The sequence below is a fragment of the Blautia faecicola genome (assembly GCF_004123145.1).
In the GTDB taxonomy this organism is placed as follows: domain Bacteria; phylum Bacillota; class Clostridia; order Lachnospirales; family Lachnospiraceae; genus Oliverpabstia; species Oliverpabstia faecicola.
In genome coordinates this window covers 2,820,254-2,833,466 of the sequence record NZ_SDKC01000001.1, presented here as the reverse complement: position 1 = coordinate 2,833,466, position 13,213 = coordinate 2,820,254, and the positions used below count along the sequence as shown (strand labels likewise).

At 43.1% G+C, this 13,213-nt stretch carries 11 protein-coding genes and 3 pseudogenes; 11 read left to right on the top strand and 3 right to left on the bottom strand.

What is annotated here, in order from left to right:
- Window positions 1-27: 27 nt before the first annotated feature.
- Complete coding sequence (locus ETP43_RS12770; protein ID WP_118316230.1) at window positions 28-654, top strand: DUF3786 domain-containing protein; 627 nt, start codon at window positions 28-30, stop codon at window positions 652-654.
- On the opposite strand, the gene ETP43_RS12765 is transcribed toward ETP43_RS12770, so the two are convergent.
- Window positions 576-1,169, bottom strand: a complete 594-nt coding sequence (locus ETP43_RS12765; protein ID WP_334295535.1) for a TetR/AcrR family transcriptional regulator — start codon at window positions 1,167-1,169, stop codon at window positions 576-578. The genes ETP43_RS12770 and ETP43_RS12765 overlap by 79 nt on opposite strands.
- A pseudogene (locus ETP43_RS18580) lies at window positions 1,090-1,332 on the bottom strand (DUF6783 domain-containing protein); the annotation flags it as partial. The gene ETP43_RS12765 and the pseudogene ETP43_RS18580, both read right to left, overlap by 80 nt.
- Here ETP43_RS18580 and ETP43_RS18575 point away from each other — a divergent pair.
- The 5 genes from ETP43_RS18575 to ETP43_RS12745 all read left to right on the top strand — a co-directional run bounded on the left by ETP43_RS18575 (window position 1,270) and on the right by ETP43_RS12745 (window position 5,377).
- The gene (locus tag ETP43_RS18575) at window positions 1,270-1,407 is read left to right on the top strand and encodes a DUF6783 domain-containing protein (protein WP_334295534.1); all 138 of its coding nucleotides are present in this window, start codon (window positions 1,270-1,272) and stop codon (window positions 1,405-1,407) included. The pseudogene ETP43_RS18580 and the gene ETP43_RS18575 sit on opposite strands and share 63 nt — an antisense overlap.
- A gap of 146 nt (window positions 1,408-1,553) precedes the next feature.
- Window positions 1,554-2,324 carry an ATP-binding protein gene (locus ETP43_RS12760; protein ID WP_129258472.1) on the top strand — a complete coding sequence of 257 codons (771 nt, stop codon included), beginning with the start codon at window positions 1,554-1,556 and terminating at the stop codon, window positions 2,322-2,324.
- 85 nt (window positions 2,325-2,409) lie between these two features.
- A complete protein-coding gene (locus tag ETP43_RS12755) occupies window positions 2,410-3,342 on the top strand; it encodes an AAA family ATPase (protein ID WP_129258469.1) in 933 nt (310 codons plus the stop codon).
- A 6-nt stretch (window positions 3,343-3,348) separates the two neighbouring features.
- A complete protein-coding gene (locus ETP43_RS12750; RefSeq protein WP_129258467.1) occupies window positions 3,349-5,166 on the top strand; it encodes a cobaltochelatase CobT-related protein in 1,818 nt (605 codons plus the stop codon).
- Window positions 5,167-5,182: 16 nt separating this feature from the next.
- A complete protein-coding gene (locus tag ETP43_RS12745) occupies window positions 5,183-5,377 on the top strand; it encodes a hypothetical protein (RefSeq protein WP_129258465.1) in 195 nt (64 codons plus the stop codon).
- Window positions 5,378-6,105: 728 nt separating this feature from the next.
- Here the strand turns inward: ETP43_RS12745 and ETP43_RS18570 are convergent.
- Window positions 6,106-6,258: pseudogene (locus tag ETP43_RS18570) on the bottom strand (DUF6783 domain-containing protein); the annotation flags it as partial.
- On the opposite strand from ETP43_RS18570, the pseudogene ETP43_RS18565 reads away from it, so the two are divergent.
- The 5 genes and pseudogenes from ETP43_RS18565 to thrH all read left to right on the top strand — a co-directional run.
- A pseudogene (locus ETP43_RS18565) lies at window positions 6,187-6,348 on the top strand (DUF6783 domain-containing protein); the annotation flags it as partial. The pseudogenes ETP43_RS18570 and ETP43_RS18565 overlap by 72 nt on opposite strands.
- Before the next feature lie 29 nt (window positions 6,349-6,377).
- Entirely contained in the window at window positions 6,378-7,793 is a 1,416-nt protein-coding gene (locus tag ETP43_RS12735) for a family 43 glycosylhydrolase (RefSeq protein WP_129258463.1), read from the top strand.
- Between the two features lie 272 nt (window positions 7,794-8,065).
- Window positions 8,066-10,216: a SulP family inorganic anion transporter gene (locus ETP43_RS12730; RefSeq protein ID WP_129258461.1), complete on the top strand. Its 2,151-nt coding sequence runs from the start codon at window positions 8,066-8,068 to the stop codon at window positions 10,214-10,216.
- Window positions 10,217-10,226: 10 nt separating this feature from the next.
- Window positions 10,227-12,308, top strand: coding sequence for a diguanylate cyclase (locus ETP43_RS12725; protein WP_243114278.1), 2,082 nt, complete (start codon window positions 10,227-10,229; stop codon window positions 12,306-12,308).
- A gap of 81 nt (window positions 12,309-12,389) precedes the next feature.
- Window positions 12,390-12,995 (top strand): bifunctional phosphoserine phosphatase/homoserine phosphotransferase ThrH, encoded by a 606-nt coding sequence (gene thrH / locus ETP43_RS12720; RefSeq protein WP_129258459.1) that lies wholly within the window; start codon window positions 12,390-12,392, stop codon window positions 12,993-12,995.
- Window positions 12,996-13,213: the final 218 nt, after the last annotated feature.

Here is a 13,213-nt window from a genome sequence, read left to right as displayed (position 1 = left end):
CGATAAAATGTTCGCAAAGGAGAAGTTATGGAATACAAAAATCAAACAGAAAATCGTGCATTTCAGGAAATGTTGCAGGCAGCAGTAAAACGGCTGCAAAATCGTTCCGGAGAGGATCTTGCTGCAAAAAGTGGGGCTGCTTTTCATAGCAGCCGAAATGTGCTTGAAGTACTGAGTTTTAATGAAACGATTGAAATTCAACTCCCTGAGTTTCGTATTAACTCAAACATGGACGAATGGCATTATCTGACATTGCTGCATTATCTGGATATGGCCGATGGAACAGAAGGTTCACAGAAGCTCATTACTTTTGGTAATCTGAAAGATGGATTGATTCGAGGAACCAGGTTTGACCGGACTGCAGAGCAGAAACTGGAAAAGCTTTTGCAGGATAAAGATCCTGAGAAAATTCAGAAAGCATGTAAAAACCTAGGTGCAGAATTCACAGAGACAAAGGCGGATCTGTGTGCTGTTTTTCCAGTTCTGCCAAGATATCCGGTAACTTTAAAGATATGGTTTGCAGATGAAGAATTTCCTGCATCTGGCAAAATATTTCTTCAGGATCATGCCGATCATTATCTGAGTGTAGAAGATGCGGTAACAGTTGGAGAAATTTTGCTGCAAAAATTATCGGAAGTCTTTTCTTCTCTCTGATCATGAATCAGAAAACTTTCCAGCCCGGCTTTGATAAATTTGTCGATTACTGTCTGAATCTGTTTCCAGTCATTACAGTGATTGCGGAGCATCAGTCTGTTGATGGAAAGGCAGCCATTCATTTGAAAATAAAAAACCGATTCTGCCTGTTCAAAGGTCAGGAGGCTGTGTGACATAAGCCAGGTCACATAGCCTTCTTTTGTATTTTCTGCTATTTTTTCCAGAAGAATAGGGGCAATTGCATCATCCAGAAACAGTGCTCTGTATTGTGATTCCATCTGTATTTTCTGACAGAACGGATAGGAACAGCTTTTTTGATTTAGACAAAATAAATGATCTACCGTTGTTAACATATCCTGAGTCATATCATTAAAAATATCTGATAATACATCATAGATATCGTAGTAATGAAGATAAAAAGTGCCACGGTTGATTTCAGCATTTTTGCAGACCTCTGTAACTGTAATTTTCGTAAAACTTTTCTGATTTAACAACTCTAAGAACGTATCTTTTATGGTTTGCCTGGTATAGCGGGTACGGCGATCTTGTTTTCTCGTTTTTTCTGACATTATATACTCCTGTATTAGAGCGTGTCTGAAAAATCATTTCCGCAATCTGCAAGCCCCACTTTGCGGTATATTTTACCCTCATTCGGTTGCCGTAGCCCGCTACGCCGCCCTCATTCGGATAAAATCTCCCACAAACTGGGACTCGCAGCTCACGAAAAGCCTTTTTCAAACACGCTCTAGTTAGTATCATATGATTTCTCAACAATTTTTCTGATGTGTTGAGTAACCATACAAATCTCACAGACTGATTATTGTAATTCATATAGTAACAACTATAATGAGGTTTAAAGAAAAAGTCAACAGATTGTTCAGAAATTTAGGAGGAAAAATATGGGACATGTAATTGCAGTATCAGGAAAAGGTGGCGTAGGAAAAACAACTCTTTGTGGATTGTTGATCCAGTATTTATGTGAAAGCGGAAAACGTCCGGTCCTGGCGGTGGATGCAGATGCAAATGCAAATTTGAACGAAGTGCTTGGTGTTGAACCGGAGATTACACTCGGAGAACTGAGAGAAGAGATTGAACGTGCAGGAGTTGATCCACGATATCAGATTCCGGCAGGAATGACAAAACAGGCATATCTGGAAATGCGTCTTTCTGATGCGATTGCAGAAGAAGACGATTATGATTTGATGGTAATGGGACGAACCCAGGGACAGGGCTGCTATTGTTTTGTAAATGGTCTTGTGCAGACCCAGGTTCAGAAACTGCAAAGCCATTATCCATATATTGTGGTTGATAACGAAGCAGGTATGGAACATATCAGCAGAGGAATCCTGCCAATGATGGAAGTTGCCATTCTTGTAAGTGACTGTTCCAGAAGAGGTGTTCAGGCAGCCGGACGTATTGCAAAGCTGATGAAGGAGTTAAACTTTAAACCACAGAAAACTGGGTTAATCGTGAATCGTGTTCCGGATGGAAAACTGGATGCCGGAACTCTGGAAGAAATCCGAAATCAGGGACTGGAACTGTTAGGGGTTGTACCACATGATGACCAGGTATATCAGTATGACTGTGATGGAAAGCCGATCATACGGCTTCCGAAAGATTCTCCTGTAAGAAGTGCACTGGGAGAAATTGTAAAGAAGTTGGGATTGTGAGTTGGAGGATTGAAAGTATGAAGATTGAGTAAACAGAAATATTGTCTGATTTGGTATAACCAATTGCAAAGAAAGGAAAATCTTCATGAGAAATCATTGGACAGAAATAGAAAAATATTTAGAAGACCAGAAGATAGCGCAGGAACTAATTGGAGAACTGAGAGATTTTCACATGCGTTATGAGGTAGAGGATCAGGTAAAGGAACGGGTAGAAAAACCGAATATCCTATTTTATGGGAAAAAGATTCTGGAAATGTCAATGGCAGCGCTTCTTCAGGGAGATAACCTGTTACTTTCCGGTGCGAAAGCTACAGGAAAAAATGTGCTATGTGAGACACTGGCATGGATATTCGGAAGACCGGAATACGACATTTCTTTTCATGTAAATACAGACAGTGCCGATCTGATTGGAACGGATACCTTTATAAATAATGAGGTTCGCCTTCGGAAAGGCCCCATCTACCAATGCGCGGAATTGGGAGGATTTGGAATCCTGGATGAAATCAATATGGCAAAAAATGATGCCGTTTCTGTACTGCATGCCACATTGGATCATCGGCGCAGAATTGATATTCCAGGATATAACAGGATTTTACTTCATCCGGCAACACGATTTATCGGTACGATGAATTATGGTTACGCAGGTACCAGAGAGTTAAATGAAGCATTGGTTTCAAGGTTTATGGTAATTGATATGCCTGAAATGGATGAGGATAGTGTCCTTTTTGTATTAAGACAACATTTTCCAGAGGGAAAAAAAAGTGCACTGAAGGCTTTTGCAGGATTGTTTCTGGATTTGCAGATCAAAGCTTATCATGGAGAAATCTCAACAAAATCTCTCGACCTGAGAGGATTGGTTTCTGCTGTAAAGGCAACAAGAAGCGGACTTTCTCCAATTGAGGCAATCCAGATGGGGATCATAAATAAAAGTTTTGATGTATTTGAAAAAGAGATCGTAGAAGATGTGGTTTCTACCAGAATCCCATCTTCCTGGACCGGAAAAGACATATGGGGGTAAACTTGTATGGAGGATGTCAGATGGCCGGCGGAACAACTGGAAGAACATCGTCTGGAGATCAGCAATCGTATCAGAAATCTTTTTTGGACAGTCAGTGGTGATTATGATATAGAATTTGAACCGGACACAGAAAAATATGTGTATTCAAAACAAACGGTTTTATATGAGGCAGTGAAGCAGGGTGCCTTTGCACGATATTTTGATCAGAAGAAACTTGGCATGTATTTGATGAAAAAATTACATTTTTCTGCTGGAGAAGATGTGCTTTTGCCTCTTGCTGGATTATGCATGGATGCTGCAGTGAATCGTTTTATTATTCGAGAACGTTTGGGAACAAAGGAAATCAGAGAACAGGCGTTCAGAGAATTGGAAAAGGCCGAGGAAGAGCAGGTATCAGACAAAGCTGGAACAGACCTGATTCACAGGATTAGGCTTCTGTATATAAAGCATGCTCTGGAGGACACAGACGATGAGGGAATGGATCCACAGGCAGAGATTGCATTGTACAAGATTTTTTCTCTGAAGGATGCGGAAAATACGGAAGATGTCATAAACGTGATAGATGAGATTTATAATCATGTTCTGGATCCCTCTTTTGAAAAAAGGAATGGGAATCTGGAGAAAATTCTAAATTTACCGGATATGGCATTGGCCAATGACGCGTGGCAGGAATGCATGACGGATGAACAGATGGAAGACATCATTCAAAAATATCTTTCTAATCTCAAAAAAAAGATGATGAGTCTGGATATCAGAAACAAAAAGAAAAAAAGATTTTATTTCTCTCCGGAAAATGAAGAAGTTCCGGAAAGCTCGGAGAATATAAATCCACAGGCAGTGCGACGGATACGGGAATATGTGGAATTGAATTACGGGAAATCGTATCTAAGTGAATCGGAGCAGGCCAGAATCAACAGGAAATTTTGTACAGGAATCCACAAAAACTGTATCCTGTATCTTACAGATGGAATTTTACAGAACCCTGTCATAAAAAATAATCAATACCGTTTTGCTCAGCTGCAGTTTGAAAAAAATAAAGCCTATTATGGAAATAATCACTGGATCATCAAAAGAAATATTTCTGTGTTGGCAGAGTCACTGAAACGGGCATTTATAATCCGAAAGGATGATTTTGTCAGCAGATCTGATGCAGGGCAGCTTGTTCCAGAACGGTTATGGAAAATTGGAAGAACAGACGATGACAAGCTATTTAATAGAAAAAAGAGATCAGAAGATTCTGAATTTGTAATAGACGTCCTGATTGATTCCAGTGGTTCCCAGGCTGGCAGACAGGCTCAGGTAGCGGCGCAGGGATATATTATCAGTGAAGCATTAAGTCAGGCAGGAATTCCTCATCGGGTGACAGGATACTGTGCCTTCTGGGGATATACAGTACTTCAGAGATTTCGGGATTATGAAGATCCAAGGGAAACAAATGAAAGAATCTTTCAATTTCGGGCGTATGCCAATAACAGAGATGGGCTTGCACTGAAAACAGTCTCTTCCTCTCTCATGGAGCGACCGGAAAAAAATAAGATTTTAATCGTATTAAGTGATGGAAAACCCTGTGATATGAGCATACAACGACCAGGAACCCGCCAGCCCAGGATCTATGACGGAGAAGGAGCTGTGAAAGATACTGCTTATGAGGTGCGGCGGGTCAGAAATCAGGGAATTTTCGTAATTGGTATTTTTGTAGGGAATGAAGAAGAACTCTCCGTGGAAAAGAGAATCTATGGAAAAGATTTTGCCTATATTCGTAATATCAGCAATTTTTCCCGTATGGTAGGAACTTTTTTGCGAAGACAAATTGATATGGAATGAAAAGGGAGGAATCACTATGGGTAAAATTGAATTTGCCAATTGCCAGGATGTAAGAAATCAGAAAAAGATACAGGAATTAGATTGTCCACGCTGTCATGAACCGGAAGGCATTGAAGCCTTTGTGAAAGACGGGATACTCGCAGAGGACGGAGTATGTGATAACTGCGGATATATTCTTCCGGAAGGAACAGAACTGGAGGAAGTGGAGTAAGAAGCATTTAAGGAGATATTTGATGTAATGGCAAAATAGACATTATATTAATTTAATTATTTTTCGAAAACAGTTTGAAGTATGGTCATATGTAATGCTTATTATTTAGAAAAAGAAAAGGAGTAAATATAGAGATGAAAATAGCAGTTTGCGGAAAAGGTGGATATAGGATAAAAGAAAAGCATATTACACAGCTGTAATTTGCAAAATTACATCATCTTGACGCAAGAAAAAAGCAGTGATATAATCCCGTCTTTGACAGTTAAAAAAATAAAAACTGCTGTAAGTCCAACGTTTATCGGATTTACAGCAGTTTGGATGCGATTTTTAAAATATAGTAATGTTTTCATTACAGATAAAAAATTGAAAAACACTGTAAAATTAAGGGATTCCAATACTTATCGAAGAATAGATAAGTGCTTATAAAGAGAATACTATTTTATTCACGAAAGGTTAATTATTATAGACATTACTATAATTTAAAACAAATTATTTGACAAAGAAAAAGTAGAGTTTATGCGGGTTTAACGGACTTTTTGATAGATGCAACTGTCAAACTCCCGGGAGTGAACAGTAACAATTGCCGGAAAGATTCCGGATGTAATGGCTTTTGTTGTGTTGACAGTGTATTTGAGATGACGTATACTGAGTTCAGTGATCGTTCTGTGGAAACTTGCGAAGCCTGCAGGCGCGGGGGGAGGGGCTGAGAGTCTCTTCCTCTTTTTGTTTTATGAAATGCTAGAGCGTGTCTGAAAAATCATTTCCGCAATCTGCAAGCCCCACTTTGCGGTATATTTTACCCTCATTCGGTTGCCGTAGCCCGCTACGCCGCCCTCATTCGGATAAAAGCTCCCACAAACTGGGACTCGCAGCTCACGAAAAGCCTTTTTCAGACACGCTCTAGGCAGATTCCGAAGAATTCGTTTCTTTCAGCAAACAGTTTTTCAGGATCAGTGACGGAAAGAGAATAGAATAAAAGACAGGAAAGAGAGGGAAAAGCATGAAAATTTACTATCAGCATCCACAGACCTGGTTTGGCGATTGTATGCCTTTTGGAAAGGGTGATACTTTTTACCTTTTTCATCAGAGAGATACCAGAGTGCCGTGCCCTTTTGGAGAGCCGTTTGGCTGGGATCTGGCAACCACAAAGGATTTTGTGACTTATGAGGATTGCGGTGTGGCGATTCCGAGAGGAACGGATGAAGAGCAGGATCAGTTTATCTTTGCCGGAAGTATCTGCGAAGACAGAGAAGGAAAATATCATGCATTCTACACCGGTTACAACAGAGATTATCCAAAACAGGGAAAACCATCTCAGGTACTGATGCATGCGGTCAGTGAGGATCTGAAACACTGGACAAAGACGCAGGATGCAGTGACCTTTGTTCCGCAGCCGGGATATGATCCGGATGACTGGAGAGATCCGTTTGTACTGTGGGATGACGAATCTGAAAAATATATTCTGATCCTGGGGGCACGTCTGGAAGGAGACAAGCATAAAACAACAGGAAGAACCGTTTATTTTACATCAGATGATCTTGCAGACTGGGAGTTTCAGGGGGATTTCTGGGCACCGGATCTGTTTACCATGCATGAGATGCCGGATCTTTTCAAGATGGGAGACTGGTGGTATCTGATCACAACAGAATATTCCCATGCATCCACACAGGTATACCGTATGGCAAAAAGTCTGAAAGGACCGTGGATCGCACCGGATGACGATGCTTTTGACGGAAGAGCTTATTATGCAGGAAGAACCTTCATGCTGAACAATCAGAGGATTCTGTTCGGATGGGTTCCGACACGTGCCAACGAGACAGACAGTGCAAATCTCTGGTACAGACCGGAGGCAGATAAAGAAGATTTTATCTGGGCAGGAACCTTTGTAGCACATGAACTGTACCAGAGAGAAGACGGCACATTAGGCTGCCGGATCCCGGATACGGTATGGAATGCATTTAAGGATGAGAAAAAGCTGGATGATGTAAAACTGGAAAAAGAATCAGGAAGAGCATTACAGCATGTAGTAACGAAGACCGGTGACTGCTATCGATACGAAGCAGATGTCACATTTGCTGAAGGTACCCGTGGATTTTCAATCGGAGTACGGGCTCAGGAAGCGGATGATGAATTCTATTCCTTTACATTTGAATGCCCGAAGGATCGTGTGACCTTCGAGAAATCTCCGAACTGGCCATGGCCACAGATGAATAACATGGGACTGGAACGTCTGATTCGTCTGGTTCCTGGAAAGAAATATCATGTACAGATTATCGTGGATGATACGATTGCTACACTGTATGTGGACGGAGTTGCCTTGAATACCCGCATGTATACAAATCCTGGGGAGGGAATCTGCCTGGGAGTTACAGATGGAAGTGCGGTATTTGAGAATCAGAGTATTGCATATCTGTAAAAGGGAATCGGGCCGCCGTACTGTTTTTGGTGCGGCGGCCCTGATTTTATCTCGTTCTTTTCAGAACACTTCGCGGGATATCACCTGCCGGACAGTTACAATATTTTAAAAGAGAAACGATGTACTGGTGATTCGAGGGTAAGTATAATTCACAAAATGGGGTCTGAAAAAACAGGCTCCATTTTGCAATTGTTTACTGGTGAAAAGAAAAAAGTATGTTATAATAAAAAGAATACTGTAAAAAAAGAAATGCAATAAGGAGATGGAAATCCATGAAAGTATCTTTGTGCAAAACCATAAGACCTTATGAGTGGAAAAACCTGCCGAAAGATCTTCTGGCGGGGCTTGTGATCATGGCGGTGTCGATCCCGATATCGATGGGATACGCGCAGATCGCGGGGCTTCCGGCGGTGTACGGACTGTATGGCTCGGTATTTCCAATCTTACTGTTTGCGCTGTTTTCCACTTCACCGCAGTTTATCTTCGGGGTGGATGCGGCTCCGGCGGCACTGGTGGGATCGGCACTGGTAAGTCTGGGGATTGAGGGCGGATCGCGGGAAGCGCTTGCGGCGGTTCCGGTGCTGACCTTTTTTGTGGCAGTCTGGCTGCTGGTCTTCTATCTGTGCCGGGCAGGAAAACTGGTGAATTATATCTCGGCTCCGGTGATGGGCGGATTTATCAGTGGTATCTGTACCACGATCATTCTGATGCAGGTGCCGAAATTATTTGGCGGCAAAGCAGGCGTCGGCGAACTTCCGGAACTGCTGGAACATATCTGGGAGAGCCGGACGGTCTTTCATCTGCCATCGCTGCTTCTGGGCGTCGGTGCACTGGTGATCCTTCTGGTATCCAAAAAGATCATTCCCAAATTTCCGATGGCAGTGCTTCTGATGGCGCTGGGAGCAATTGGCACGGTGGTATTTCAGCTGGAAGATCTGGGGATTCAGACACTCGCGGCAGTGAAACCGGGACTTCCGGCATGGAGTATTCCGGATTTTGGATCGGTTCCGTTAAAAGAAGCTGTGACGGTCAGCCTTTCGGTAGCAGTTGTCATCATGGCAGAAACATTACTCGCGGAGAACAGCTTTGCACAGAAAAACCGTTACCGGATCAATGACAATCAGGAGATTCTTGCATTTGCCATGGGAAATCTTATCGCATCGTTTACCGGATGCTGCCCGATCAACGGATCGGTGTCAAGAACGGCGATGGGGGAGCAGTATCAGGCGAAAACTCAGCTGACCGGTATCGTGGCTGGGCTGTCGATGATCGTACTGTTGCTTTGCGGAACCGGATTTATCGGGTATCTTCCGATTCCGGTGCTGACAGCGATCGTGATTTCAGCGTTATTGGGAGCGACAGAATTTGATCTGGCGGTGCGGCTGTGGAAGGTGAGCCGCACGGAATATCTGATCTTTGCTGGAGCATTTTTCGGTGTACTGATGCTTGGGACTATCAACGGAGTATTGATTGGAATCATCCTTTCTTTTTCAGAGATGATTATCCGGACATCCAAGCCTTCCAGAGGCTTTCTTGGGATTCAGCCGGGACACCGGCATTTCCGGGATCTGAAAGAAAGCGATCAGATCCATGCGATTGAAGGGGTGTTGATCTACCGGTTCAGCAGCAATCTGTTTTTTGCCAATATTCAGGTATTGCAAAGTGACATTGAGGATAATCTGCGGGAAGATACCAAAGCAGTGATTTTGGATGCCAGTGGAATCGGAAGTATGGATATTACAGCGGCAGATCGGTTAAAACTTTTATATGAGTCACTGAAAGAAAAAAATATACGTTTTTATATCACAGAACATATTGCAGGATTGAATGAACAGATGCGTCAGCTGGGACTTGGATGTTTGATTCAGGAAGGCTGTGTGCGAAGAACGACACATATTGCTTTGAAAGATATGGGTATTACCCGTCCGTATCCCTTAGAGGGCGGTGTGGATAACGAACAGCGCAGTGCGTCCAGAAAACGTGCCGACAACAGGGTGCAGGAATTTGTCTGGGCGTTTGGAAGTCAGGCAGAAGAGGAGATCGAACGACAGATCAGGTGTCAGATTGAACAGTTGAAGAAAACCGGTGATGTGGAATATCTGCTTCACGGCCGATGGTCTCATATGGAGGATCTTGATCAGGATGAGTGGCTGGAACATCTGGAAGAGCATCTCAAAGAAATTGTCAATATTTCCGGAAAAGATGAAAAAACCCTGGCAATTCGACTGGAAAAACACCGTCAGGAAGTGCATGACCGTATTGCCAGAGAACATCCGGAACTTGCGGAGCGTTTCCGGGAGAGGCGTCATCTGTTGGATGAACATCTGAAGGAAAAGAGACCGGAAGTTTATGAACTTGTAATTCAGTTGCGCAAAAAGATCAGCGATGAGCAGAGAGAAAAAGAGGAACAACAGTTACATTAGAGGGTAGTAAATGATGACAGAGCAAAAGAAAACTAGAACAGAGCAAAAGAAAACCATGACGATGGAGCAGGTGGAAGAGGAGATGGAAGAGTATCGCAGGATTTTTGACGTGGTGCGGCTCATCGAAGAAGAAACGATCCAAATGATGGAAGCGGGCAGGGAGGAAGAAATTGATCCTGAGAAAGTGGCCTGCTATTCATTCTGGAAGAAGAACAGGCAATGTAAGAACTGTATATCTGCAAGAGTACTCAGGGAAAAGAACCAGGGGACCAAACTGGAGTTCGCGGGAGAAGATATTTATCAGGTAACTGCCTGCTATATGGAAATAGATGGAAAAGCATATGTAATGGAACTGGTGAAAAAACTGAACGAAGAATTCCTTCTGGACGCAGAGGGATGTGAAAAACTGGTTCGAAAACTGGACGGATATAACCAGGATCTTTACAGTGATGCTCTGACAGGCTCTTACAATCGAAGATATTATGAGGAACGACTGAAAGAAAAAGAAACTTCTGCCGGTGTGGCAGTTATAGATCTGGATGATTTTAAACTTTGGAATGATACATATGGACATGGAGCAGGAGATGTGGTACTACAGACAGTGGTGAAAGCAATCCGTCAGTCCATACGGAAAACAGACAGTCTGGTACGCTATGGAGGGGATGAATTTCTTCTGGTTATGCCGGATGTTTCCGAAGAAGTTTTTCTGAAAAAACTGGAATATATTCAGAAGCAGATCAGGGATGCGGATATTCCCGGATTTTCCAGAATGCGTCTTTCCGTCAGTATCGGAGGTGTGACAGTACGGCAGGAAGTTATGGAAGAGGCAGTACGAAAAGCAGACCGGCTGATGTACCAGGCGAAAATTCAGAAAAATATGGTGGTGACTGAAAGAAAATCAATTGATGCGGATGGAACGATTCATCTGGAAGAAGAGACAAAGCGGGCAAAGCAGCTGATCCTGATCGTAGATGATTCTGAGATGAACCGTGAGATCCTTGCGTCGATTCTGGAAGAAGATTATCAGATCATTGAAGCAGAAAACGGAGAAGACTGTCTGCGGCTTTTGCAAAAGTATGGAACTGAGATATCGTTGATTCTTCTGGATATTGTAATGCCTGGAATGAATGGATTTCAGGTTTTGCATGATATGAACAAAAATCACTGGATCGAAGATGTTCCGGTTATCATGATTTCCAGTGAAGACTCCGAAAAGAGTATACGACGGGCTTACGAAATGGGAGTATCGGATTATATCAGCCGGCCATTCGATGCAAAGGTTGTTTATCAGAGAGTATTCAATACGATCAAACTGTATGCAAAACAAAGAAGACTGATCACACTGGTAACGGATCAGGTTTATGAGAAGGAGAAAAACAACCGGATCATGGTAAGCATTCTGAGCCAGATCGTAGAGTTCCGAAATGGAGAAAGCGGACTGCATGTGGAACATATCAACAAGCTGACCGGTATGCTTCTGGAACGGCTGGTGCAGAAAACGGACAAATACCATCTGACCTGGGAGGATCAGTATCTGATCACGGTAGCCTCCGCCCTTCATGATATCGGAAAGATCGGAATCAATGAAGAAATTCTGAACAAACCGGGAAGACTGACGCCGGAGGAATTTGAACTGATGAAGATGCATACGATGATAGGGGCGTCCATGCTGGAACGGCTGGAGATCTATAAAGAAGAACGTCTGGTACAGATCGCGTATGAGATCTGCCGCTGGCATCACGAGCGGTACGACGGAGGCGGCTACCCGGACGGTCTGAAAGGGGAAGAAATTCCGATTGCAGCGCAGGTGGTTTCAATCGTGGATGTATACGATGCCCTGACCAGCAAAAGAGTTTACAAAGAGGCATATTCGCATGAAAAGGCGATGCAGATGATCCTGACAGGGGAATGTGGTGCATTTCAGCCGCTGTTACTCGAATGTCTCTGCGACATTCAGGAGGAGGTGCAGCGGGTGACAGAGGCGAAAAGTGAAAAAGATGGAAAAATATCGGGATTTGAACTGACCAGTCTGGAAGAGACACTGAAAAACAGTCATCTGATCGGCGGATTAAAATCAGAAAAGAATCACTGACAGGGTAGAAAAACCGATCATTATGTGATAAGATAAATGCAACGTGTTAAAGTGAAAAAGTGCTAAAGGAGGAGTAACGTTATGTATATTACATGTCTGGATGTAGAAGGGGTACTGGTTCCTGAAATCTGGGTGGCATTTGCCGAGGAAAGTGGGATCCCGGAGTTGAAGAAAACGACCAGAGACGAGCCGGATTATGATAAACTGATGAAATGGAGACTGGGAGTGCTGAAAGAACACGGACTGGGACTCAAAGAGATCCAGGAGACGATCGAAAAGATCCAGCCGCTTCCGGGAGCAAAAGAATTTTTAGATGAACTGAGAAGCTTCAGCCAGGTGATCCTGATCAGCGATACCTTTGCAGAATTTGCCAGCCCGCTGATGGAAAAACTGGGACGCCCGACGTTGTTCTGCAATAGTCTGGAAGTCGCTGAAAACGGAGAGATCATCGGATATAAGATGCGTGTGGAACAGACAAAACTGACCACCGTAAAAGCGTTACAGTCCATCGGATATGATACGATCGCCAGCGGAGATTCCTATAATGACCTGGGGATGATCCAGGCGAGCAAGGCGGGATTCCTGTTCCGAAGCACCGATAAGATCAAAGCAGATTACCCGCAGATCTTGGCATATGAGACGTATGACGAACTGCTTGGCGCGATCCGGAAAGCAATGGCGGACTAAAAATGCTTTTGATAAAAGAAAGCATGGAAATCATAGAAGAGAAGTATGGTTCTGTGCAAAAAAACATATTGACATAGTATGTAATTAATAATATGATAGCAATATCCGGTTCAGTTGCAGAAGAGACTGAAAAAACGAGACAACAGACAGCTGAGCAGGATATCCTTATGACCGGGAGTATGACTGCCCGGTTATAATTTTATGCAATCATAAAGATT